22 protein-coding genes are annotated in these 23,822 nt (G+C 71.9%); 7 read left to right on the forward strand and 15 right to left on the reverse strand.

Annotated elements, in window-relative coordinates; all coding sequences use genetic code 11:
• Nucleotides 1-11: 11 nt before the first annotated feature.
• The gene (locus tag ACYU7L_RS04315) at nucleotides 12-542 is read left to right on the forward strand and encodes a hypothetical protein (RefSeq protein WP_460794023.1); all 531 of its coding nucleotides are present in this window, start codon (nucleotides 12-14) and stop codon (nucleotides 540-542) included.
• A gap of 254 nt (nucleotides 543-796) precedes the next feature.
• Here the strand turns inward: ACYU7L_RS04315 and ACYU7L_RS04320 are convergent, their stop codons facing one another.
• From ACYU7L_RS04320 to ACYU7L_RS04350, 7 genes are all read right to left on the reverse strand, one after another.
• On the reverse strand, nucleotides 797-1,756 hold the full coding sequence (locus ACYU7L_RS04320; protein WP_460794024.1) for a methyl-accepting chemotaxis protein: 960 nt from the start codon (nucleotides 1,754-1,756) through the stop codon (nucleotides 797-799).
• Nucleotides 1,756-2,289 (reverse strand): PAS domain-containing protein, encoded by a 534-nt coding sequence (locus tag ACYU7L_RS04325; RefSeq protein ID WP_460794025.1) that lies wholly within the window; start codon nucleotides 2,287-2,289, stop codon nucleotides 1,756-1,758. Before ACYU7L_RS04325 ends, ACYU7L_RS04320 begins: the two co-directional genes overlap by 1 nt.
• Before the next feature lie 234 nt (nucleotides 2,290-2,523).
• Entirely contained in the window at nucleotides 2,524-3,111 is a 588-nt protein-coding gene (locus ACYU7L_RS04330; RefSeq protein WP_460794027.1) for a YdeI/OmpD-associated family protein, read from the reverse strand.
• Complete coding sequence (locus ACYU7L_RS04335; RefSeq protein ID WP_460794028.1) at nucleotides 3,108-5,186, reverse strand: ATP-binding protein; 2,079 nt, start codon at nucleotides 5,184-5,186, stop codon at nucleotides 3,108-3,110. The genes ACYU7L_RS04330 and ACYU7L_RS04335 overlap by 4 nt, the downstream gene beginning before the upstream one ends.
• A 191-nt stretch (nucleotides 5,187-5,377) precedes the next feature.
• Nucleotides 5,378-6,661, reverse strand: a complete 1,284-nt coding sequence (locus ACYU7L_RS04340) for an MFS transporter (RefSeq protein WP_460794029.1) — start codon at nucleotides 6,659-6,661, stop codon at nucleotides 5,378-5,380.
• A gap of 91 nt (nucleotides 6,662-6,752) precedes the next feature.
• The gene (locus ACYU7L_RS04345) at nucleotides 6,753-6,929 is read right to left on the reverse strand and encodes a hypothetical protein (RefSeq protein WP_460794030.1); all 177 of its coding nucleotides are present in this window, start codon (nucleotides 6,927-6,929) and stop codon (nucleotides 6,753-6,755) included.
• A gap of 83 nt (nucleotides 6,930-7,012) precedes the next feature.
• Nucleotides 7,013-7,423 (reverse strand): hypothetical protein, encoded by a 411-nt coding sequence (locus ACYU7L_RS04350; RefSeq protein ID WP_460794031.1) that lies wholly within the window; start codon nucleotides 7,421-7,423, stop codon nucleotides 7,013-7,015.
• Nucleotides 7,424-7,503: 80 nt separating this feature from the next.
• On the opposite strand from ACYU7L_RS04350, the gene ACYU7L_RS04355 reads away from it, so the two are divergent.
• From ACYU7L_RS04355 to ACYU7L_RS04370, 4 genes are all read left to right on the forward strand, one after another.
• Nucleotides 7,504-7,851, forward strand: a complete 348-nt coding sequence (locus ACYU7L_RS04355) for a hypothetical protein (RefSeq protein ID WP_460794033.1) — start codon at nucleotides 7,504-7,506, stop codon at nucleotides 7,849-7,851.
• Nucleotides 7,852-7,906: 55 nt separating this feature from the next.
• The gene (locus ACYU7L_RS04360) at nucleotides 7,907-9,058 is read left to right on the forward strand and encodes a carbohydrate kinase family protein (protein WP_460794035.1); all 1,152 of its coding nucleotides are present in this window, start codon (nucleotides 7,907-7,909) and stop codon (nucleotides 9,056-9,058) included.
• A complete protein-coding gene (locus ACYU7L_RS04365; RefSeq protein WP_460794036.1) occupies nucleotides 9,055-9,987 on the forward strand; it encodes a pseudouridine-5'-phosphate glycosidase in 933 nt (310 codons plus the stop codon). Before ACYU7L_RS04360 ends, ACYU7L_RS04365 begins: the two co-directional genes overlap by 4 nt.
• A 150-nt stretch (nucleotides 9,988-10,137) precedes the next feature.
• A complete protein-coding gene (locus ACYU7L_RS04370) occupies nucleotides 10,138-10,968 on the forward strand; it encodes a class I SAM-dependent methyltransferase (RefSeq protein WP_460794037.1) in 831 nt (276 codons plus the stop codon).
• On the opposite strand, the gene ACYU7L_RS04375 is transcribed toward ACYU7L_RS04370, so the two are convergent.
• The 5 genes from ACYU7L_RS04375 to ACYU7L_RS04395 all read right to left on the reverse strand — a co-directional run bounded on the left by ACYU7L_RS04375 (nucleotide 10,969) and on the right by ACYU7L_RS04395 (nucleotide 18,091).
• On the reverse strand, nucleotides 10,969-12,198 hold the full coding sequence (locus tag ACYU7L_RS04375) for an acyl-CoA dehydrogenase family protein (protein WP_460794038.1): 1,230 nt from the start codon (nucleotides 12,196-12,198) through the stop codon (nucleotides 10,969-10,971).
• Nucleotides 12,199-12,391: 193 nt separating this feature from the next.
• Complete coding sequence (locus ACYU7L_RS04380) at nucleotides 12,392-13,957, reverse strand: aldehyde dehydrogenase family protein (RefSeq protein WP_460794040.1); 1,566 nt, start codon at nucleotides 13,955-13,957, stop codon at nucleotides 12,392-12,394.
• A complete protein-coding gene (locus ACYU7L_RS04385) occupies nucleotides 13,957-15,549 on the reverse strand; it encodes a GMC family oxidoreductase (RefSeq protein ID WP_460794041.1) in 1,593 nt (530 codons plus the stop codon). The genes ACYU7L_RS04380 and ACYU7L_RS04385 overlap by 1 nt, the downstream gene beginning before the upstream one ends.
• Nucleotides 15,550-15,657: 108 nt before the next feature.
• Nucleotides 15,658-17,418: a DUF429 domain-containing protein gene (locus ACYU7L_RS04390; protein WP_460794042.1), complete on the reverse strand. Its 1,761-nt coding sequence runs from the start codon at nucleotides 17,416-17,418 to the stop codon at nucleotides 15,658-15,660.
• Nucleotides 17,419-17,473: 55 nt separating this feature from the next.
• Nucleotides 17,474-18,091, reverse strand: coding sequence for a DUF6518 family protein (locus ACYU7L_RS04395; RefSeq protein WP_460794044.1), 618 nt, complete (start codon nucleotides 18,089-18,091; stop codon nucleotides 17,474-17,476).
• Between the two features lie 150 nt (nucleotides 18,092-18,241).
• Here ACYU7L_RS04395 and ACYU7L_RS04400 point away from each other — a divergent pair, with 150 nt between their 5' ends.
• The gene (locus ACYU7L_RS04400) at nucleotides 18,242-20,953 is read left to right on the forward strand and encodes a cation-translocating P-type ATPase (protein ID WP_460794046.1); all 2,712 of its coding nucleotides are present in this window, start codon (nucleotides 18,242-18,244) and stop codon (nucleotides 20,951-20,953) included.
• Between the two features lies 1 nt (nucleotide 20,954).
• On the opposite strand, the gene ACYU7L_RS04405 is transcribed toward ACYU7L_RS04400, so the two are convergent.
• Nucleotides 20,955-21,545 carry a hypothetical protein gene (locus tag ACYU7L_RS04405; protein ID WP_460794047.1) on the reverse strand — a complete coding sequence of 197 codons (591 nt, stop codon included), beginning with the start codon at nucleotides 21,543-21,545 and terminating at the stop codon, nucleotides 20,955-20,957.
• A gap of 226 nt (nucleotides 21,546-21,771) precedes the next feature.
• Between ACYU7L_RS04405 and ACYU7L_RS04410 the strand changes: the two genes are divergently transcribed.
• Entirely contained in the window at nucleotides 21,772-22,965 is a 1,194-nt protein-coding gene (locus tag ACYU7L_RS04410; protein WP_460794049.1) for a fatty acid desaturase family protein, read from the forward strand.
• A gap of 150 nt (nucleotides 22,966-23,115) precedes the next feature.
• On the opposite strand, the gene ACYU7L_RS04415 is transcribed toward ACYU7L_RS04410, so the two are convergent.
• Together ACYU7L_RS04415 and ACYU7L_RS04420 are read right to left on the reverse strand one after the other, a co-directional pair.
• On the reverse strand, nucleotides 23,116-23,532 hold the full coding sequence (locus ACYU7L_RS04415; RefSeq protein ID WP_460794050.1) for a VOC family protein: 417 nt from the start codon (nucleotides 23,530-23,532) through the stop codon (nucleotides 23,116-23,118).
• Complete coding sequence (locus tag ACYU7L_RS04420; RefSeq protein WP_460794051.1) at nucleotides 23,529-23,729, reverse strand: DUF4287 domain-containing protein; 201 nt, start codon at nucleotides 23,727-23,729, stop codon at nucleotides 23,529-23,531. Before ACYU7L_RS04420 ends, ACYU7L_RS04415 begins: the two co-directional genes overlap by 4 nt.
• Nucleotides 23,730-23,822: the final 93 nt, after the last annotated feature.

Raw genomic sequence — 23,822 nt, forward strand, 5'->3', positions numbered from 1 at the left:
ACAATGCCCCCGTGACCAACCACCCCTCCCCGCCCACCGCCGTCCGGATGACCCCCGAGGGCCTGCTCGTCGCGGGCGCCGCCGGCCGCTTCTATGCGATGACCGGCGCCGCGGTGGTCGCGGCCCTCGCCGGCGTCATCACCGGTGGCCTGGGGCTCCAGCGCGGCGAGCTCGTCGGCATCACCTCGCCCTGGCCGGCGGCGATCGTCACCCTGCTGTCCCTGCTGCTGCTCGGCGTGGTCGTCGGCCGCCTGATCCGGCTGCCCCGCGGACCCCAGCTGCTGCTGACCCCGACCGCCCTCGTCTACCGCGGTGGCTTCGCCCGCGGCGATCTCGCCTGGGACGACATCAGCGCCGTCCAGCTCGTCCCCGGCGGCATGCCCCAGCTCCAGGTCCGCACCGACGACGCCGAGATCGACGTCCCCCAGTTGGAGATGCAGCTCCCGCTCGAGGTGCTGGCCAAGCGACTGGCCCACTACGCCCAGAAGCCCTCGGCCCGCGCCGAGCTCGCCGGGTCCGTCGTACCGCCTCGCTGGCGCTGAACCGCACCGAACCTGTTGCCGTTTGGTCCCCAACGGCACGGATTTCGGGAGATGACATGTCGTTTCTGCCCAATCGGTGACCCCGGGCCTGGCCCGCAGCCGGCGATCCCTTCAGTACTACGCGGCGACCCGCCGTACCGCTCGACAGGCCGGTCGTGTGCCCGCTGACGCGACCCAGCGCGTCCTCCGGCACACGACCCCGCCCAGCACCGACCGCCCAGCACCGACCCCACGCGCCGGCCCCCGCCGGAGCCTCAGCCCCGCATCGACACGAGGAACTCGCTGACCTCGGAGCGGAGGCTGGCGATGGCGGTGGCGACACCGTCGGTGGAGTCGCCGGTCCCGGCGCCGTCGACGGCGACCGCCATCTCGGCGACCATCTCGTTCATGTGAGCGACGGTGGCGCCGACGCCGGAGATCACGGCGACGGCGTCCTCCGTGGCGGTGCGGATCTCGGCGACCTGCTCGCTGACCTTGGTGGTGGCCTCGTGCGTCTGCTCGGCGAGCTGCTTGACCTCGTCGGCGACCGCGGCGAAGCCCCTGCCGGCCTCCCCGACACGGGCGGCCTCGATCGTGGCGTTGAGGGACAGCATCCGGGTCTGGGCGGCCACGGCCCCGATGAGCTGCACGATCTCGCGGATCTGCTGCGAGGACGTCGCCAGCGAGTCGACGGTCTGCTGGGCCCGGGCCACCTCCTCACCGGCGCCGGCCGCGGTGCCGCTGAGGCTGTGAGTGGCGGTGGACAGTCGCCCGGAGCTGTCGGACAGGTGCTCGGTGTGGGCGACGACGACGGCGTCGAAGCGGCAGGCGAGCTCGGTGCGCTGTGCCTGCGCCGCACGGACCCGCTCCTCGGAGGAGCGCATCCCGTCGCGGGCGGTGTTGATCAGCCGGACCGTGCTCGCGAACTGGCCGGGCAGGCCCTGGGCGATCGAGAAGCGGTGATAGCGCCCCTCGCTGGCCGACGTCAGCGCCGCCCCCGCCTCACGGACGAACGCGTCGGAGAGGTCGAGGACCCGGTTGAGCGCCCGGCGCAGCGCCACGAGCTCGGCGTGCGCCTCGGTCCCGGCCACGCCGCTCACCCGCGCCTCGAGGTCGCCCTCCCCGGCGGCACGGCAGGTGGACAGCATCTCCTGCGCCATGGCGCGATAGGCCTCGAGCTCGGCACGCTCGTCGGCGACCAGGGCCCGGGAGCGACGAGTCGGCAGCCGGAACATCAGGCGGCACCTTCCAGGGCGATCAACGACCAGACCAGCTCGTCATAGGTCTGCCCGCTGTCCGCGAGCACCGACTGCAGCAGCGCGTACGACGCGTCGGTCGCCTCGCGCTTGTTGACGTGACGTGCCTCCTCCGCCAGCAGTCGGCGGTAGAGCGGCGTGACCCGCTCGATCGCCACCCGGCTCGGCGCCCGACGGAACGAGTGGTAGCCGACGACGGCGCCGCGGGCGTCGTACGACGGCGTCATGTGAGCCATCACCCAGTAGTGGTCGCCGTTCTGGGACCGGTTCACCACGTAGGCGAAGATCTCGCCCCCGCCGCCCAGCGTGTCCCACATCAGCCGGAAGACCGCCCGCGGCATCTCCGGGTGACGCAGGATGCTGTGCGGCTTCCCCAGGAGCTCCGGCTCGTCGTAGTCGCTGATGTCGAGGAACGTGTCGTTGACATAGGCGATGTGGCCCCGCAGATCGGTCTTCGACACGATCAGGTCGTGGGGAGCGAGCCGGCGCTCGACGCCGGTGAGGTTCTGCATGGATCCGTCTCCAGGGGAAGGACTTCGGTGTCCCCCCACCATCGGCAGAAAACAGTTGGTCTTTACCTTAAATCGGTGCGACCGGATGCGGCCCCGTCCAGGGCGATCAGCGACCACACCAGCGCGTCATAGCTCTGCCCGCTGTCCGCGAGCATCGACTGCAGCAGCGCGTACGACGCGTCGGTCGCCCCGCTTGTTGACGTGACGGGCCTTCTCCGCCAGCAGTTGTCGGTATCAGTCGGGCCGACGCTTCTGCCCGAACGGCGTCTCGTGGCGGGCCAGCATCTCGACGTACTTCGCGATCCGGCGCTCCCGGGTCTCCGACCGCTTGGCCCCCTTGATGTCACCGAGGATCGCCTCGCGGTTGCTCTTCGTGAGCACGTCGAACATCGCCTGCGCAGCCGGCGCCGCGGCGAGCGCAGCGGCGAGGTCGTCCGGGGCGACCAGGTGCTCGTCGAGCGCGGCCTCCCAGCGTCCGTCCGCCTGCGCGGCCCGGACCTGCGCCCGACCCGCCTCGGTCATCCGGCCCTCGCCCTCGAGAAGCGCGACCCGGGCGACGTTGCTGGCCGACCACACGCTTCGCGGGCGACGGGGCGTGAGCCGCTGCAGGCGCGATCCGGCATCGCGGCGTCGGGCCTGGCCGTCGATCCAGCCGAAGCAGAGCGCCTCCCGGACAGCCTCCTCATAGGTCAGCGAGGTGACGTCCCCACCGATCTTGTGGATCACCAGCCACACCCCGGGTGAGTCGGTGTGGTGCTCGACCAGCCAGGCACGCCAGGCGGCGGCATCCGGGACGAGAAGCTCGGGAAGGTCCGGCGTCATGGCTGCTCGAACCCTTCGACGTTGCGGGGCAGTCGGAGGGTGATCGTGGTGCCGTCGCCCTCCTGGCCACTGCTCGCGGTGATGCTGCCGCGGTGACGCTGGACGATCTCGGTGCAGATGGCGAGCCCCAGGCCGTGACCGCTGGCCCGCTCCTGCCCGCCGCGCGTGCGGTGGAAGGGCTCGAAGATCCGCTCGAGCTCGTCGGGTGCGATGCCGATGCCGTTGTCGCTCACGTCGACCTCCAGCCAAGTGGTCCCAACCGCGCGGCGCCTGACCTCGATGCGCGGGCGCACATGCGCCACGGTGTACTTGATGGCGTTGCCGATGAGGTTGTCCAGCAGCTGCCGGAGCAGGGCCTCGTCGCCCCAGGCGCGCAGGTCGTCGTCGACCTCCACCGTCGCCCCGCGCGGTCCCGCGGTGCGCAGGCTGGCGACCTCGTGGACGAGCCTCGTGAGGTCGACATCGTGGGGCTGCAGCACCTGGTCGCGCGCCGTCGCGAGACGCAGCAGGTCGCTGATGAGCCGGGCCATGTGGTCGCTGCCGTTAAGCACGCGCGCCAGCATCGGGCGCAGGACGGCGGGGTCGACGACACCGCGGGCGAGCTCGAGGTCGAGGGTCTCCGCCCAGCCCTGGATGAGCGTCACCGGATTGCGCAGGTCGTGGGCCACCACCCGCGCGAACTCGTCGAGCGCCTGGTGCCGCAGCCGCTCGGCCGTGACGTCACGCAGGTGGATCATCGCCCGCGGATGAGGGCTCCCGATGGCGGGGACGGGGTACGCCGCCACCTCCAGCACGTGGTCGGCCTCGAAGCCTGGCCGCGACAGCCGATACTCGCGGGGCTCGAAGACCTCGCCGCGCAGCGCAACGGACGCGGCCGCCCCCTCGTCCGCGGGGGTCACCCCGTCCATCTCGCGGAGGTCGACGGCAGCCGCGGTCAGGGGGGTGGCGAGCGGACTGCCGGTGAGGCCGAAGAGATCGCTGGCTGAGCGGTTGCGGATGACGATGGACAGGTCCGCGTCGACGACGACGACGCCGTCGTGCATCTGGTCGAGGATCGTGGCCAGCAGCTGTTCCTGGTCGGCGGTGTGCCGCTGGGTCTCCTGCAGGCGCAGGTGTGCCTGAGCACGGTCGGCCTTGGCGAACGCCAACGCCAGACCGACCAGGACGGTCATCCCGATGAAGACCTGCGCCAGCAGCGCCTCGAAGTGCGGATCGCCCGGGAAGACGAAGGGTCCCTCCCCGGCGAGGGTGAAGCCGACGGCGACAGCCCCGGTGAGGAGCCCGTAGGACATCACGGTGAGGGCGGAGAAGCGGATGCCCGCCCAGACCATGGGGGCCAACAGCAGGAAGGCGAAGGCCTCGCCGTCGGGGACCAGGAAGACCCCGACGTGGAGCGCGGCGGCGCCCGCGGCCAGGATGACGGCGTCCACCGCCCGCCGGGACCGGCCGTCTTCGGCCGACGTCGGATCCCTGGCGTCGCGATGCCGGCGCCGATCGAGCCAGCTCTGTTGGCCCAGCAGGCCCCAGGTCACCACGAACAGCAGGCCGAGGTCGTTGCGCGCCAACCACACCACCAGGTCGATGGGACGCACCCGGTCGATCTCGCCGAGGAGCAGCAGGCCGCCCTGGGCCACCAGCGCGGCAAGCGTGCAGCCGACGGTGGCGGCGAGCGTCAGTCGACCCAGCTGGGCCAGCTGGGTGAACGGCTCGGTGCCGCCGAAGCCGCGCGTCCCCGGGAGCCATCGGCGCGCCAGCGCGACGTAGACCCCGGTCTGCAAGGTGTTGGTGCCCGCGAGGAGCAGGGCCGCATCGCTCGCTGCGCCCGTCGCCGCATTCACGACGTACGACGCGAGCGCGAGGAGCGCGAGGTGCAGCCAGACGCGCTTCCCCCGCTGGGCGCCCACCCACAGCGCGGCCACGCCCGCGGCCGGCCACACCAGGGCCAGGTTCGACCCGTCAATGCTGGTCAGGCGCCCGAGGAGTCCCGCAACGGTGAAGGCCGCCACCCAGGCCATCCCCAGCCCCGCCGTGCGGACGCGCTGACGCGACGCACTGCCCCCCGCTCGCCCGCCCATCTGCCCCCGCCTCGGTGGTCGCATCGTCTTCGTCCCAGGCACTCTGCCACGCGCAGCGACGACCTGAGGGGAACCCGGAAAGGTCGAGCCTGCGGCGCGGTCGATCGCATCCGTACGGATCGCGGGCCTTCCGTGGAGGCGCTCGTGAGAGCGTACGCGCTCCTTCACTCGCCGTTCCGGCGCTCCCCGGGTCACGTCCGCGGGGGCGACACCAGCCGATACCGCACGAACGCAGGTACGACGAGCGCGGCGAGGACCGTGCCGACCACGACCAGCACGCCCCCGCCGGCGGCAGCGGTCGCCGTACCCACCATGGCGGCAGCGCTGCCGTGGGCGACGTCAGCGAGACGCGGACCACCGGCCACGACGACGATGAAGACGCCCTGCAGCCGACCGCGGACCTCGTCGGCCGCCGCGGTCTGCAGCATGCTCGTGCGGAAGGCGGCCGAGACCATGTCGGCGCCGCCGCCGACGGCGAGCATCACCACGGCGACCACCAGCATCGGCCCGGCGGCGCCGTCGAGGCTCCCGGCGAGCCCGGTGGCGACGCCGAAGCCGATGATCGCGAAGCCCCAGACCAGGATCGCCACGATCACCGCGAGTCCCTGGCGCTCCACGCGCGAGACCCAGCCGGAGAAGACCCCGCCGAGCACCGCCCCGGCGGGGATCGCGGCGAAGAGCAGCGCGAACGCGAGCCCGCCGCCCTCGGGGCCTCCGAAGCTGTCGTGCGCCATCTCCGGGAAGAGCGCCCGCGGCATCCCGAAGAGCATCGCGATGATGTCGACGACGAAGGACATCAGCAGCACCGGGTGGCCGCGCAGATAGAGCAGGCCGTCGATCACTGACCGGATGCCCGGCGTCCCCGCGACACCCTCGACGGTCAGTCGCGGCAGCCGGACCACCGCGCCGAGCGTCGCGAACAGCGTGACGGTGTCGATCGCGTAGAGCCAGGAGAACCCGACGATCGGGATGAGCACCCCGCCGACCAGCGGGCCTGCGATCGCCCCGGCCTGGAACACCGTCATGTTGAGGGAGTTGGCGGCCGGCAGCAGGGCGGGCGGGAGCAGCTTGGGGAGCACGGCGCTGCGCGTGGGCTGGTTGACGGCGAAGAACGCCTGCTGCACCGAGAAGAGGCTCAGCAGCAGCCACACGTTGGTCCCGCCCGCGACGGCTTGGGCCCAGAAGAGCGCACTGGTCCCGATCAGCCCCGTGGTGGTGACGATCAGCAGCGTGCGCCGGTCCATCGCGTCGGCGAGCGCCCCGCCCCAGAGGCCGAAGACGACGAGGGGGACAAGACCGAATACTCCGGTCAGCCCTACGTAGGCCGACGAGCCGGTCTCCGCGTAGATCTGCGCGGGCACCGCGACCACGGTGAGCTGGGCACCGATGACCGTGATGATGTTGGCCAGCCAGAGCCGGCGGAAGTGGTCGTTGCGCAGCGGCCGGGTGTCGGCGACGAGACCCGAGAGACGCACGCCACCGTCCTAGTCCAACGCCGGCCGCGGTGCGCGGCCGAGAGGGGGTGAGGCTACCTCTCACCCCCTCGCGATCCGGACGGGTGGTGGCTCAGCGGCCGCGCTTCTTCGACAGTCCGCGCAGCAGGGACTTGGCTCCGCGGGCCATCTCGGCGTTGCCGCCGGCCGTGCCGCGCGAGCGGCCCCCTGCCATGCCGGGGGTGCCCATCGCGGCACCGCCCCTGCGGCCACCGCCACCCAGCACTCGTCCGAGGATTCCTCGCAGCATGTCGTGCTCCCTCCAAAGACCGACCGCGATGTTGCGGCCTGTCCCGATCGGTACCCCCGACGGAGGGCGACATGCGGCGTGGCTCACACCGACGGCCGGTGCAGCGCGTCGACCCGAGCCCGATCGGCCGCAGGGACGCCCACCGGCTCCCGGCGCCGGGCCAGCATCCGCCGCTGGGCCTCCTGCCCCTCGGGGTCGTCCTCGGTCGAGTCGTTGCCGTCCCGTCCGATCAGCCAGACCAGCCCGCGTCCCATGCCCGAGTTCAGCTGCTCCGCCTCGACGTCGAAGCGCACCAGCGCCACGGCGTACGTCAGCTCCGTGCCGGCGTGGTGCTGCGCCCAGTCGATGACCTGGATCGCGTCGGCGCCGGTGATGTCGTAGGTGGCGGTGGACCCGCCCGTCGAGGTCTCACCGCAGTTGTGCAGGTAGACCCGGAACCGGGGCCGGTGGTCCTCCCAGGAGCTGTCGCGCTCGTCCACCGCGGTGATGTCCATGAGGGACGGTAACCGCCTCGGCACGCCGACGGGTGCGTGAGTGGCACCGAGTTCAGACATTCCTGCGAGATAGTCGGGGCATGCTCTCCTCCCCGCCTCCCGTCATCGGGTCGATCATCCCGAGCCCCTTCCTCCCCTGGAAGCTCGACCCGGCCGGACGGCTCAGCACCTACACGGTCACCTCGTACGCCGGCTTCTCGGCGGTCGACCTCACCACCGCCGGCGGGACCCTCGCCGGGCTGACCACGATCCCGTGGGACCAGATCACCCGGGTGAGCCTCGAGGACGAGACCATCCGCGGCGTCACGACGTACATCGTCTCGGTCTCGGCCGGCACCACCTCGCTGCGCGTCAGCTTCGACCAGCCGGACACCGTCCGCGAGCTCCTCGCGGAGATCCACCGCCGGCTCGCGAAGGCCAATGCCTGACTGACCCGTCACACCCTCTTGCTTATTGCGATAAGGCCGCCTTAGCGTAGTAAGCGTGAACCTCACCGACCGCGAGCGCGAGATCGTGGCCCTGCTGCGCCACCAGCCGATGATCGGGTCGGGAGCCATCGCCGAGGCACTCGGGATGACCCGCACCGCGGTCAACGTGCACCTGTCCAACCTGGGCAAGAAGGGCGTGATCCTCGGGCGCGGCTACCTCCTCAGCGAGCAGCCCGGCGTCGTGGTCATCGGCGGGGCCAACGTCGACGTCAAGGCGCGCAGCACCGCGACCGCCGTGCTCGGCACCTCCAACCCGGGCACCGGCGCCATGGCTCCCGGCGGGGTCGGGCGCAACATCGCGGAGAACCTCGCCCGCCTCGGCACCCGCACCCACCTGGTCGCGGCCGTCGGCAGCGACGCCCTCGGCGACTCCCTGCTCAGCTCGACGGCGGCCGCCGGCGTCCACGTGGAGCACGTACGTCGCTGGCCGGGCGCTACCGGCACCTACACGGCCCTCCTCGACGCCGACGGCGAGCTGATCGTCGCGGTCGCCGACATGGCCGCCACCGACCAGCTGCCCGTCGAGCAGGTCAACGCGGCCCGGGACCTGATCGCCTCGGCGGGACTCGTCGTACTCGACGGCAACCTGGCGCGCGCCACGCTCACCCACGCCCTCGACCTCGCGACGGCGGCCGGCTCCCGCGTCGTCCTCGACCCGGTCAGCGGCCCGAAGGCGCGCCTGGTGGCGCCGCTGCTGAGCCTCGACCGGCCGCTCTACGCCGCCACTCCCAACCGCGACGAGCTGGCCGCACTCACCGACCTCCCCACGTCGACCGACGACGAGCTGCTGGCGGCGGCACGGGTGCTGCACGAGCGCGGCGTCCAGATCGCCTGGATCCGCCTCGGCTCCCGCGGCTCGCTGCTCAGCCGACCGGAGGGCCACGAGTTCCTCGACGCGGTCCCCGCGGAGCAGGTCGTGGACGTGACCGGCGCCGGAGACTCCGGGCTCGCCGCGTTCTGCCACGCCCTCCTCGAGGGCGACGACCCCGTGCACGCGGCCCGCTTCGGGCACGCCGCGGCGGCCCTCACGATCGCGAGCCAGGACACCGTGCGCCCTGATCTCACCGCACGTCTCGTCGCCCGCTGCCTCGACGACCCCAGCCTTGCCACATCCCAGCCGTCCACCCCGCTCAGGAGCCCCCGATGACGATCCCCACCCTCCACCCCGCGCTCACCTTCACCCCCGAGGTGGAGGAGGCTCTGCGTGACGGCGCCCCGGTGGTGGCCTTGGAGAGCACGATCATCAGCCACGGCATGCCCTACCCGCAGAACGTCGAGATGGCGGTCGAGGTCGAGCAGATCATCCGCGATCTCGGAGCCGTGCCCGCCACGATCGCCGTCCTGCACGGCACGCCACGCATCGGCCTCGACGCGGATGCCCTCGAGCTGCTGGCCTCGGACGAGCACGTGCTCAAGGTGAGCGTCCGCGACCTGCCGTACGTCGTGGCGCGCGGCCTGCACGGGGCCACCACCGTCGCCTCGACGATGCGCCTCGCCGCCCTCGCCGGTATCCGGACCTTCGTCACCGGCGGCCTCGGAGGCGTCCACCGCGGCGCCGCGCAGTCCTTCGACGTCAGCGCCGATCTCACCGAGCTCAGCCAGACGAACGTCGCGGTCATCTCCGCGGGTGTGAAGTCGATCCTCGACATCGGCCTGACTCTCGAGAAGCTCGAGACCTTCGGCGTCCCGGTCCTGGTCAACGGCACCGACGAGTTCCCGTCGTTCTTCTCGCGCAGGAGCGGTCATGCCGCCCCGCTGCGGGTCGACAGCCCCGCCGAGATCGCCGCGGTGATGGCAGCCAAGTGGCACCTGGGCCTGTCCGGCGGCGTCGTCGTCGCCAACCCGATCCCCGTGGCCGACGAGATCCCGGCCGACGAGATCGGCGAGATCATCACGCAGGCGCTGGGCGACATGGACGCGCTGGGCATCCGCGGCAAGGACGCGACGCCCTACCTGCTGGGCCGGATCGTCGAGATCACCGGGGGTGCCAGCCTGACCGCCAACATCGCGCTGGTGCGCAACAACGCGCGGCTCGGAGCCCTGGTCGCCCAGGAGTTCGCCCAGCGCTCCGTGTAGGGGCGCTCCATCTAGGGGCGCTCCGTGTTGGGTCGCTCCGTCCAGAGACACCGGACCGGGGCTGAGCCGAAGGTCCCTTGCCCCACGTGAGCCCCCCGGCGCACACTCGGAGGACTGACGCCACCTGGGGAGGGAGGGCACTCAGCAGCGATGAACGACACGGTGAGCCAGCGCCAGTCGGACCAGTACCTGCGAGCGCGACACACGGCGTGGTCGCTCGGCGACTTCCCCGGCGTCGCGTCCCAGTTCCTTCCCCAGCTGGGTGAGTCGCTGGTGCAGTTCTGCGGGGTGCGACCTGGGTCCCGCGTGCTCGACATCGGGGCCGGCTCCGGCACGGCGACCCTCCCGGCAGCACGCATCGGCGCCGATGTGACGGCGTCCGACCTGACCCCCGAGCTGCTCGACGCGGGCCGGCTGATCGCGGAGCGAGCCGGCCTGCGGGTGCGCTGGAAGGCGGCGGACGCGGAGGCGATGCCGTTCGAGGACGGCGAGTTCGACATCGTGATGTCCTGCCTGGGCGTCATCTTCGCCACCGACCACCAGGCCGCCGCCGACGAGATGACTCGGGTGTGCCGTTCCGGTGGCACCCTCGGTGTCGCCAGCTGGACCCCCCAGGGTTTCTTCGGGCAGGTGATCGAAGCCTTGCGCTCCATCGTCGCGACCCCGCAGACGGGACCTGTCACGCCCGCGCTGTGGGGCACGGAGGACCATGTGCGCGCGCTCTTCGGTGACCGGGTCACCCGACTCGAGACCGAGGCGCGCTCCGTGCAGACCTCTCGCTTCGACTCCGGCGCGGAGTTCCGCGACTACTTCAAGGCCAACGTGGGGCCGGCCATGGTGACCTACCGCTCGATCACGCACGACCCGGCGAAGGTCGCCGAGCTCGACGAGCGGCTGGCCGACCTCGCCCACGCCTTCGGCGCCGGCTCCCCGCGGGGCATGGAGTGGGAGTACCTCCTGGTCCGCGCCCGCCGTACGTGATCAGCGGAAGGCCGACTCCCCCGTGAGCGCCTGGCCGATCATCAGCTGGTGCACCTCGCTGGTGCCCTCGTAGGTCAGCACCGACTCGAGGTTGCCCGCGTGCCGCATCACCGGGTGCTCGAGCGTGATCCCGGCAGCCCCGAGGATCGCCCGGCACTCGCGCGCGATCGCGATCGCCTCCCGCACGTTGTTGAGCTTGCCGAGGCTCACCTGCGCGGGCGCGAGGCCGCCGGCGTCCTTGAGCCGGCCCAGGTGCAGGGCGAGCAGCATGCCCTTGCCGAGCTCGAGGCTCAGGTCGGCGAGCTTCGCCTGGGTCAGCTGGAAGCTCGCCAGCGAGCGGCCGAAGATCTCCCGATCACGGCTGTAGGCCAGCGCCGTGTCCAAGCAGTCGCGGGCAGCGCCGAGCGACCCGAAGACGATCCCGAACCGGGCCTCGTTGAGGCACGACAGCGGGCCCGACAGCCCGGCAGTTCCGGGGAGCATCGCCGATGCCGGGAGGCGTACGTCGTCGAGGACGATCTCGCCGGTCACCGACGCCCGCATCGAGAGCTTGCGGTGGATCTCAGGCGCCGAGAAGCCGGGGGTGTCGCTCGGCACGACGAAGCCACGCACCCGTCCGCCGTCGGTCTCCTCCGTGCGCGCCCAGACCACGGCGACATCGGCGACCGAGGAGTTCGTGATCCACATCTTCGAGCCGTTGAGGATCCAGTCGTCGCCGTCGCGGCGCGCCCGGGTCCGCATCGCGCCGGGGTCGGAGCCGGCGTCGGGCTCGGTGAGGCCGAAGCACCCGATCGCCTCGCCGGTCGCCATCCGCGGCAGCCACTCCTGCTTGTGCTCCTCACTGCCGTGCTTCCAGATCGCGAACATCGCCAGCGACCCCTGCACCGAGACCAGCGAGCGGATCCCGGAGTCGCCTGCCTCGAGCTCCAGGCAGGCCAGGCCGTACGCCGTGGCGCTGGTGCCCGCGCAACCGTAGCCCTCCAGGTGCATGCCCAGCACCCCCAGCTCGCCCAGCTCCCGCGCGAGCTCGCGGGCCGGGATCGTCGCCGACTCGTACCACCCGGCCAGCTGGGGCCGCAGCCGCTCGTCGACGTAGCGCCGCACGGTGTCACGGATCGCGACCTCCTCCTCGCTCAGCAGCGAGTCGATGTCGAAGAGCGCGAACGGCGAGAGGGGGCCGGACGATCCAGGGCCGGACGAGCGGGGGCCGGGCGAGCGAGGCACAGTCATGCCGCCACCCTGCCAGGGTGGCAGCCGAGCAAGTCAACAGCCTCAGCGCCCAAACCCTCCCCGCCGAGTCGGCGTGAACGCACACCCCCAGGCGGTCGAGTCGGCGCAAGTGCACACCTTCAGGGCGCCGACCAACGCCCTGAGCGTGCATTCACGCCGACTCGACCGCCGTACGGCGTGCGCTTGCGCCGGGTCAGCGCTTGCGGGTGAGGCGGATGGGGCTGGTCACGGCGTTGCGGGCCCGCTTGGGGAGCTGGCTGGCGCGACCGTGCAGGGCCGTGATGATCGTGATGAAGGTCTGGTCGACCTTGGCGGTGCGGTCGAAGGTGGTCAGGTTCATCACCGGCTTCATCCGCTGGCGGGCGACGGCCTTGGCATAGGTGAACTCCTTGAGCCCGTCGGGACCGTGGATCCGGCCGAAGCCCGAGTCGCCGACGCCGCCGAAGGGCAGGCCGGGGATGCCGGCGAAGGAGATCACGGAGTTGACCGCGGTCATCCCCGAGCGCAGCTTGCGGGCCAGCTCGTCGCCGCGCTTGGCGGAGAAGACGGTCGAGCCCAGGCCGTAGCGGCCGGCGTTGGTGAGCCGCACCGCCTCGTCCATGCTCGACACCTTGTTGACCGCGACCGTCGGGCCGAACGTCTCCTCGGTGATCGCGAGCGAGTCCTCCGGCACGTCGACCAGCACGGTGGGCTGGATGAAGCGGTCCCCGACGGCGCCGGCGCCGCCGACCAGCGCCCGCGCACCCTTGGCCAGCGCGTCCTCGACGTGGCTGCGGACGACCTCGACCTGGCTGGGCATCGTCATCGGGCCGAACTTCGCCTCGACATCGGTGCCGGAGTGGATCTCGCCGGCCCGGCGGGTCAGCTCGCCGAGGAACTCGTCGTAGACCTTCTCGTGGACATAGACCCGCTCCACGCCGATGCAGGTCTGGCCCGCGTTGGAGAAGGCGCCCCACGCCGCCGCGTCGGCAGCCGCCGCGACATCGGCGTCCTCGTCGACGAGCAGCGCGTCCTTGCCGCCGGCCTCGATGAGCACCGGGGTGAGCTGCTCCGCACAGGCCGCCATCACCTTCTTGCCGGTCGCGGTCGAGCCGGTGAAGGCGAGCTTGTCGATGTCGGAGCGGCACAGCGCCGCGCCCGTCGCGCCGTACCCGATGATCGTCTGCAGCAGCGCCCGGTCGGGGACGACCTCGGCGAGGCTGTCGGCCAGCCAGACGCCGACGCCGGGGGTGAGCTCGCTGGGCTTGAAGACGACGGTGTTGCCCGCGGCCAGCGCGTAGGCGATCGAGCCCATCGGCGTGAAGACGGGGTAGTTCCAGGGCCCGATGACGCCGACGACGCCGAGGGGGAGGTACTCCACCGTCGCCGCCTGGTTGGCCATCAGCAGCCCCGGGGAGACGCGCTTGCGGCCGAGCACCTTCTCGGCGTGCGAGCCGACCCACGCGAGGTGGTCGATGGCCAGGCCGATCTCGAGGGCGGCGTCGCCGTGCGGCTTGCCGGTCTCCTGGTGGACGACGTCCGCGAGCTGCGCCATCCGCCGGGTGATGACCGAGCGCCACTGGCCGAGCACCTCCTTGCGGCCGTCGAAGCCGATCCCGCGCCACCAGCGCGCTGCCTCGCGGGCCCGGGCGACGGCGGCGTGGACCGCCGCCTCGTCGTCGACGGCGTGGATCCCGACGACGTCGCCGGTGGCCGGGTTGAGCGACTCGAGCTTGTCGGTCGACGGGGTGGTGGGGGCGTTCGTCACTGCTTCGGGCATCAGGAGGCCTTCCCGGCGCGGCCGCGGAGCAGGTCCGCGGCCTTCTCGCCGATCATGATCGTGGGAGCGTTGGTGTTGCCGCGCGGGACCATTGGCATCACGCTGGCGTCGGCGACCCGGAGGCCCTCGACGCCGCGCACGCGCAGCTCGGGGTCGACGACCGCGTCGTCGCCGGTGCCCATCGCGCAGGTCCCGACGGGGTGGTAGAGCGTCTGCGTCTCACGGCGCAGGTGCTCGATGATCTCGGTGTCGCTGGGGTCGCGCTGGGCGGGCATGAAGGGACCCTCGATCAGCCGGGCGAGCGGCCCGGTGCCGGTGGTCTCCAGCAGCCGGCGCACGCCGCTGACCATCGCGTCGAGGTCGGCCTGGTCGTCGAAGTAGGCCGGGTCGATGTCGGGGTGCCAGCGCGGGTCGGTCGAGCGCAGCCGCAGCTGGCCCCGGCTTTGGACGTGGACGAGGGTGGCCGCCACGGTCACCTTGCGCGTGGTCGGCTCGTGCATGCCGTGGTCCCAGAAGCCGCTCGGCGCGATGTGCACCTGCAGGTCCGGCGCGGGCAGGTCGGAGCGGCTGCGCCAGAAGCCGCCGCCCTCCCCGACGTTGGACACCAGCGGCCCCGTGCCCGTGGCCTTGGCCCGCAGGAAGTTCACCAGGTTGTTGTGCTCGGCCAGGTCTGTGGTGTCGCGGGTGTGGAAGACCAGCGGGGTGGCGGGGTGGTCGTGCAGGTTCTGCCCCACGCCGGCCAGGTCGTGGAGCACGTCGACCCCGACGTCGCGCAGGTGCGCGCCCGGGCCGATGCCCGAGAGCATCAGCAGCTGCGGGGAGTTGACCGCGCCGCCGCTCAGCACCACCTCGGCGTTGGCGTACGCCGTACGCGTGTCGGCGCCGACGAGGTACTGCACCCCCATCGCGCGCCCGCCCTCGAGCACGACCTTCTCGGCCAGCGCCCCGGTGCGGACGGTGAGGTTGGGGCGGTCCATCGCCGGCTCGAGGTAGGCCTTCGACGTCGACCAGCGCCGGCCCTTGCGGCAGGTGACCTGGTAGAGACCGGCCCCCTCCTGCTCGGCGCCGTTGAAGTCGTCGGTCGGCTTGAAGCCGCTCGCGACCGCCGAGTCGACCCACGCCTGCGTCAGCGGGTGGGTGTAGCGCCGGTCCTCGACGTGCAGCGGGCCGTCCTGGCCGTGGAACGGGCCGCCCAGGCGCTGGTTGCCCTCGGAGCGGATGAAGTAGGGCAGCACGTCGTCATAGCCCCAGCCGCTCGCGCCGTGCTGGTCGCGCCAGGTGTCGTAGTCCAGCCGGTTGCCGCGGATGTAGATCATCGCGTTCATCGACGAGCAGCCGCCCAGCGCCTTCATCCGCGGCCAGTAGGCGCGCCGGCTGCCGAGCTGCTTCTGCTCGGAGGTCTGGTAGTTCCAGTCCCACTTGGTCTTGAACAGCGCCGACATCGCGGCCGGCACCGAGATCTCATCGGCGTCCGCCGGACCGCCCGCCTCCAGCAGCAGCACCGAGGTCTGGGGGTCCTCGCTCAGCCGGGCCGCGATGACCGCACCCGCGCTCCCCGCCCCCACGATCACGTAGTCGAAGCTCTCCCGCACGCGCGCCTCCCTCGTCGGCGACCCACCCGGGGCCGCGCAGGACTCGAACCTAGGACGAAGTGGTGCGGGTCACAAGATGTTGTCCAGCCCGCTCGCCGGAGCCGGTGGCTACCCCGCCAGCTTGTCCAGCCGCGCCTGCAGCAGCGACACCCGGTGGGCGTTGCCGTGCAGGTGCACGTAGCGGTCGCCGTACGCCGCGAGCAGCGCGTCGTCGAGGCGTCGTACGGCGCCAGGCGGATAGCGGTAGGCCATCCGCTCGTTGATCGAGGCGCTGTCCACCCCGGCGAGCAGGTGGGCGAGCTCGTCGAGCGAGGTGATGCCCAGCTCCAGCAGCAGCCCCGAGACCCAGGCGTAGTGGTCGGTGCGCGACCAGCCCGCGTCGGCGTACTTCCCGGCCAGGAACGCCGCCAGGTCCTGGGCGCTGATCCGCGGGTCGTCGGCGTCCTCGGGCTCGCCACGCTGGTCGGTCATCGTCTCCTGGAGCCGGTCGCGGATCATCGAGAACTCGCGGTCGGCCAGCTCCAGCAGGCCGGCGGCCAGCGTGAAGCGCCGGTCGAGGTCGGGGGCGTGCTCGGCCGGGACCGAGCCCTTGTAGCGGATGTCGTGCTCGAACTCCGCCCATGCGTGCTGCAGCACCGTGCGCACCTGGACCGACGCGACGCGACCCACCAGCGGCTCGAGGCTCGCCGGAGTGGGGCGGACCGGGTCGAGGCTGACCAGCATGTGCCGGCTGGCGTAGCCGAAGCGGCCCTCGTTGGCCGTCTCCTGTCCCATGTCGCGGTCGTCGAGGATGCTGAGCTGGTCGGAGAGCAGCTCGGCGACGGCGGCCACGTCGCTCTGCAGGTAGGCGATCACCCGGACGCCGATCTGGTCGGCGATCTGGCTCAGCGGGTCGGGATAGACCCGCTCCCCCTCGAGCATGCGCTCGGCCTTGGCGGCGAACGACGCCACGCTCTTGGTCCGCCCGTCCACGGACAGGTAGTTGATGCCGGCGTCGTCGAGCAGCGTGGTGACCAGCGCGACGTAGCGGTCGGTGGCCTCGAGCAGCTGCGGGCGCAGCGCGGCGTAGGTCTTCACGGCCCGCCGGGCGACCTCCTCGGGGGACAGCGCCACGACCCGCGGCTCGCGCTTGGTGGGCCGGTGCCCCTCGGGCAGGGTCGGCGTGACGATGTAGCCGGTCGCATAGTCGCCGTACGTCGTGACGCCCGCGGGCAGCCGGTCGGCGAACTGGGCGACGTAGGCGCACACGACCGCGTCGACCTGGTCCTCCGCGCGCCGCAGGTCGGCCTTGCGCTCGGCGTCGGCGACGGTCGCCCGCAGCTGGCTCCAGCGCTCCCCGAGCCGCAACGGGACCTCGGCGTCACCGAGGTCGGCGAGCAGGTCCATCAGCCGGAGCAGCTCGTCGCGCAGCTGGGCGAAGGGGCGTCCGGGCTTGTTCTTGTACTTCAGCGTCCGGCCCAGCCGGAACAGCGCGACCGTCGCCGGGTGGGGATAGACCTCGATCGCGCGGCGGGGCGAGGTGGAGTCGGGGTCCATGTCGAGATCCAGCAGCTCGGCGAGGCGGGCGCCGCGTGGTTGGCCGCTCAGCTCCGGCTTGCCGGTGTTGACCGGGTGGGCGCCGGCGTCGAAGCGGGCGAAGTCGCGGTTGAGCGCCGCCTCGGCCGGCCGGTTGCCGGTGGGGTTGGTGACCACCAGCGGCGCGTCCATCGCCACCAGGCAGGCGTCCCCGACGTACGGCGCGAGCACGGCCGCGATCGCGTCGTCGGGACCCTGCGCCGAGAGGTGCACCAGCTCGCCGCCGTCGTCCAGCACGGCCACCCCGGTGGGCCGCTTCTCCCCCCATGCGAGGTCCACGCCCACGAAGTACATGGGATCAGCCTGCCCTATCGGCTCCCGGGCGGTGCGGGAACGTGGCGCTGCAGGGTCAGGACACCGCGTTGAGCACGTCGTACCCCAGGCTCAGGACACCGGTGGCCGCCGCGGTGCAGACAACGACCCCCGCCGCCGCAGCAGGGGTGCGCAGGCGCAGAGCCGTGACCCCGACCAGGACGGCGCCGGCCACCAGGCACAGGATCCAGTAGACCGGGCTGGTCGTGGAGCCGACGACGGTCAGGCCGTAGATCCCGTCCGCGACCAGCACACCCGCGAGCGCGCCCGCCCCCAGCGCGGCGTGGAGGGCACGGCCGCCCACGATCGCGGCGGCTGCGGCGCCGACGAACGGGCCGGCGATGACTCCGACCACACCCCAGAACACCGGGTCGTAGGCGAGCCCGCGCAGCTGCGAGGCGACCGTGTAGCCCAGCACCAGGGCGACGAACGAGGCCATCCCGAGGGCCGCGCCCCAGGCCGGCGAGGGCCGCGCCGCGGCGACGAGCAGGGCGGTCAGCGCCGTCCACCCGGACGGCGAGTTGGCGAACGACGCCAGCGCGTCCGGCAGCAGACCCTGCGCCCACGAGGTCAGGCCTCCGAGCAGCAGGCTGGCGCCCACGACGGCCGCCATGACGGTCAGGGCGGACAGGAGGGGGCGGGGCGAGGCGTTCACGGTCCCATCGTCGACCCTTCCGGCACGTGGTCCGCGCCGTCCGGCTGCGCGCGGTACCTGAGGCCAGGAAGTCGGTACCTGCGAGGGAGAAGGCCCCCTTCGACCCCCTGCGACCCTCCGCGACCTCGGTCACAGGAGCAGACTGGAGCCATGCGGTCAGCGACCTCGCACGACACTCCCCTGGGGCTCACCAGCGAGGAGGCCGAGCGCCGGCTCGCCGAGCACGGTCCCAACCAGCTCGACGAGGCGCCGCGCGAGCCGCGGTGGCGGGCGTTCCTGCGCCAGTTCCAGGACCTGCTGATCATCATCCTGCTCATAGCGGCCGTCGTCAGCCTGGTGGTCACCCAGGAGATCAAGACGCCGATCGCGATCGCCGTGGTCGTGCTGCTCAACGCCACGATCGGCTTCGTCCAGGAGGCCCGCGCCGAGGCCTCGCTGGCCGCGCTGCGCGACATGGTCGTGACGACCGCCCGGGTACGACGCGACGGCCGGCTGGTGAGCGTGCCCTCGACCGAGCTCGTCCCCGGCGACGTGATCGCGGTCGAGGCCGGCGACCGGGTGCCTGCCGACGCGCGGCTGCTCGAGGCGGTCTCGCTCGAGGTGCAGGAGTCCGGACTCACCGGGGAGGCCCAGCCGGTCAGCAAGGAGGCCAACGCGGTCGTGGCCCCGGACGCCCCGCTGGGCGACCGGATCGACAGCCTGTTCCTCAACACCTCGGTCACCCGCGGGCGGGGCGAGGCGGTGGTGACCGCGACCGGGATGGCGACCGAGACCGGACGGATCGCCGACCTGCTGCACGGCGCCGAGCCCGGAGCGACACCCCTGCAGCGCCAGATCGACGGCCTCAGCCGCACCCTCGCGGTGGTCTCCGGCGTGGTGATCGTCGTCGTGCTCGGCCTGGGCCTGGCCCGCGGGCAGGACTTCGGCGACCTCTTCGTCACCGCCGTCTCGCTCGCCGTCGCCGCGATCCCCGAGGGCCTCCCGGCCGTGGTCGCCTTCACCCTGGCCATGGGCACCGGCCGGATGGCCAAGCGCGGCGCGATCGTGAAGCGGCTCGCCTCGGTCGAGACGCTCGGCAGCACCTCCCAGATCTGCACCGACAAGACCGGGACCCTGACGCTCAACCAGATGACGGCCCGGGTGGTCCTGCACGCGGGGCGCCGCTTCACGGTCTCCGGGGAGGGCTACTCGACCGAGGGCCGGGTCCGCTCGACCGACGGCGACCCGCTGCCCGCGACGCTCGACGACGCCGTCCTCGCGCTGGCGCTGTGCACGGACGCGGCCCTCCAGGACGACGCCGTCGTCGGCGACCCCACCGAGGGCGCCCTGGTGGTGCTCGCCGAGAAGGCCGGGTACGACGTCGCGGCGATCCGGCAGGCGCGCCCGCGGGTGCTCGAGGTGCCCTTCGACTCCGCACACAAGTTCATGGCGACCTTCCACGAGTGGACGGGTGAGGACGGCTCCGCCATCGTGCGGTGCTTCGTCAAGGGGGCCCCCGACGTGCTGCTGAGCCGCGCCGACTCCTACGTCGGCCCGGCTGGCGTCGTACCCCTCACCGACGCCGACCGGGCCCGGATCGCCGAGCAGAACGACGAGCTCGCGGCCCAGGGACTGCGCGTGATCGCGGTCGGCATCGAGGACTTCCCGGCTGAGGACTTCCCGGCCGAGGGCCTCGGCTCCGCCCCGGCGCCGGACGACCCCAAGACGATGCTCGACCGGCTCCAGCTGGTGGCGCTCGTCGGGATCGTCGACCCGCCCCGCCCCGAGGTCCGGGCCGCGATCGCGGAGTGCCACGACGCGGGCATCCAGGTCCGGATGATCACCGGCGACCACGCGGTGACCGCGGGAGCGATCGCCGGCGAGCTGGGCATCCCCGGTCGCGCCGTGACCGGCGCCGACCTCGACCGGGTGCCCGAGGAGGAGCTCGGCGCCTGGCTCGACGACGTCGGGGTGGTCGCCCGGGTCTCCCCCGAGCACAAGATCCGGCTGGTCCGGGCGCTGCAGGAGCGCGGCGACGTGGTGGCGATGACCGGCGACGGGGTGAACGACGCCCCGGCCCTGCGCCGCGCCGACATCGGGGTGGCGATGGGCATCACCGGCACGGAGGTCACCAAGGAGGCCTCCACGATGGTGCTGACCGACGACGACTTCTCGACGATCGTCCGCGCGGTGCGCGAGGGTCGGGGAATCTACGACAACATCGTGAAGTTCACGATGTTCCAGGTCTCGACCGCGATCGGGTTCGTGCTGACCTTCCTGGTCGCCTCACTGACCGGGCTCGCGGGAGGTGCGCCGTTCACCGCGCTGCAGATCCTGTTCGTCAACCTCGTGATGGACGGCCCGCCCGCGATGTCGCTCGGCGTCGACCCGGTCAGCGAGGACGCGATGACCCGCGCGCCGCGCCCCGCCCACGAGCGGATCCTGAGCGCCGCCCGGCTGCTGCCGATCCTGGTCTCGAGCGCGGTGATGTCGCTCGGGACGCTCGCGGTGCTGCAGTGGGGTCCCGGACCCGAGCCCCAGATGGGCGAGGCGAGCACCGCCGCCACGATGGCGTTCGCGACGTTCGTCTTCTTCCAGGTCTTCAACCTGCTCAACGTGCGCCACGTGCAGCGCAGCGTCTTCCGCCGCGAGACGCTGGAGAACGCGTCGTCGTTCGTCGCCACGCTGGTGGTCATCGTGCTGCTGGTGCTGCTCGTCGAGATGGACGTGCTGCACGGGCTGCTCACCACCACCGACCTCACCTCGGGTCAGTGGCTCACGGCCGTCGCCGTCGGCTCGACCGTGCTGTGGGTCGCCGAGATCGGCAAGCTGCTGCGTCGACTGCCGGCGTTCAGCGGGTCGTTCAGCGGGGCTCCCCGCTGACCTACCCGCCCATCTGCCGCTCGGCGCGCTCCTTGATCCCGCGCAGCATCTTGCGCTCCATCAGCAGGTGGATCGGCTCCAGCGCCCACTTGTTGGTCGCGTAGCCCATCACTGTCGGCCGGAAGTCGCAGCGGAAGCGGACCACGAGCCGGCTGCCCACCTCCGCCGGCCGGATCAGGAACGTCCACGCCGGATAGGGCAGGCCCGCGGCCAGCGCCTCTGCGTGGGACCCCTCCGGCCCGAGCACCAGCAGGTGCGGCGCCTCGAGACGGTCGACGACGAACGCGAGGTCCGGCTCCGTGCCCTCGGGCACCAGGCGCACCCGATCACCGACGGCCAGCGTCTGCAGCTCGGGCACGATCGCGTCGGCGCTGTGCATGTCGAGGCCGACCAGGTTCTCCAGCCAGTCGTAGGAGTACATGCCCCCGCGCCCCTGGCCGATCTGCACCAGCCACGCCCACACCACCTCGGGTGGCGCGTCGATGCTGATCGCATGGGTGGCGCGATAGCGCGCGACCTCGACCAGCTCGTCGCCGGGCAGGGTCTCGATGCTCTCGCCTAACGTGGCGCCCCAGTTGGCCATCTTGAACATGCCCCCACCCTCCTCGCTGCCTGCTCCTTCCGCCAGGGTCGACCGTCCCGATGCTCACGGGCGAACACTCACGGGCGAACAAGGGGGCGGCGAGGTTTTGCGCGCAAAGGTCATGTCCGCCTTGTCCGCGTCGGGGACACTTGCCGAAGTGCGGGGCCGGTTTGCCACCCCCACCCAACGGGGTACCGAACCGACGCGCCCCCGCGCCCGATTCCCGAGGAGCCCCATGACCGCACTGCAGCGGAAGCCCGACAGCCAGGTGTCACACCTGAGCGCCGACGACATCGAGCAGCTCGGACGTGAGCTCGACGCGATCCGCCAGGACGTCCTGGACTCGCGCGGCGAGCGCGACGCGGCGTACATCCGTCGGGTCATCGACGTGCAGCGCAAGCTGGAGCTCGGCAGCCGCGTGCTCCTGCTGGCCGGCCGCTACCGCCCGGCGTGGGTGATCGGCACCGGCGCGCTCGCGCTGGCCAAGATCCTCGACAACATGGAGATCGGCCACAACGTCCTGCACGGGCAGTGGGACTGGATGCGCGACCCCAAGATCCACTCGACCACCTGGGACTGGGACCACGCCTCCCCGCCCGAGCAGTGGAAGCGCGCGCACAACGAGGTGCACCACACCTACACGAACATCCTCGGCCAGGACAACGACCTCGGCTACGGCATCATGCGCGTCGACGAGGACCAGCCGTGGCGGCCGCGCTTCCTCGTCCAGCCGCTGTGGAACTTCGTCAACGCCTGCATCTTCGAGTACGGCATCGCGATGTATGACATCGAGTTCGGCGAGCACCTGCGCGAGGGCAAGGGCATGACGCCGGTGCTCAAGGGCCGGATCAAGCAGGCGCTGCGCAAGATCGGCAAGCAGGTCACCAAGGACTACGTCATCCACCCGGCGCTGTCCGGCCCCGGCTGGCGCTCGACGCTGGCCGCCAACGCCACGGCCAACCTGATCCGCAACGTCTGGTCGCACTCGGTGATCATGTGCGGGCACTTCCCCGAGGGCGTCGAGACCTTCGAGCAGCCCGAGCTCGACGAGTCCGAGACCCGCGGCGAGTGGTACCTGCGCCAGATGCTCGGCTCGGCCAACGTCTCCGGCCCACCGCTGCTGCACATCCTCACCGGCAACCTGTCCCACCAGATCGAGCACCACCTCTTCCCCGACCTGCCCAGCAACCGGTACGGCGAGATCGCCCCGCGGGTGAAGGATCTCTTCGACCGCTACGGCCTGCGCTACCACTCCGCCCCGCTGCCCCAGCAGGTCGCCTCGGCCTGGCACAAGGTGCTCCGGCTCTCGCTGCCCAACGGCTGGCTCGCCGAGCTCACCCCGGCGACGGCGCCGGCCCAGCTCGCCAAGCTCTACCGGATGTCGCTCGACAAGGCGCCTGCCCCGCGGATGCTCGCCGCCGTCGGCTGAGGGTGGTCACAGGGGTCACAGCCGCCTCTCGTTTCACGAGTTAACGTGTGAAACGCGCACTTCCCACACGAAGGAACACGTGGGAAGTGCGGGTTTCGTGTGGTCAGTACGGCGCGCGGCCGCGGCGCCCGTACGGCGCGCGCCGAGTGGCTACTCGGGCGCGTCCCCGGAGATGTTGACCATCCACGTGACGCCGAAGCGATCCGCGCACATCCCGAACTCGTCGCCCCACATCTGCTTCTCCAGCGGCGCCGTGACGGTGCCGCCCTCGCTCAGACCGGCCCACCAGCCCCGGAGCCGCTCGGCATCGTCGCCGCTCAGGCTCACGGACATGGTGTTCCCGCGCCGGCACTCCTCACCGGGCGGCATGTCCGAGCCCATCAGGGTGAGCCCGTCCGGCGTCTCGAGCGTCGCGTGCATGATCTGGTCGGCGAACGGCTGGTCGGCGGCGCCGTACTCCCCGAACGTGTTCATCTCGAGGGTGCCGCCCAGCACCTGCTGATAGAGCGTCATCGCCTCCCGCGCCGTGCCGGGGAAGCTGAGGTAGGGGTTGAGCGTGGTGGTCATCGGTCCTGGTCCTCTCTCAGGGTGTGCGCCACGAGGGCGTTGGCGTGGCCGTGGCCCAGACCGTGCTCGGTCTTGAGCCACGCGACGAGCTCACCGTGCCGAGCGAGGTCCGAGTCCCGGATGAGCTGCTTCCAGTGGCTGATGGGCTGGCCGTAGGTCCTCTCGATGGAGGGGAAGTAGGACGCGGGCCCCTTCACAGGCCCCCTCGCGGGCCCCTTCGTGGGCCCCTTCGTGGGCTGGGCAGGTTGAGTCGAGGTCATGGCCATGTCGACTCCGGCGACGCCAAGAAC

This window comes from Nocardioides pacificus (genome assembly GCF_054775955.1).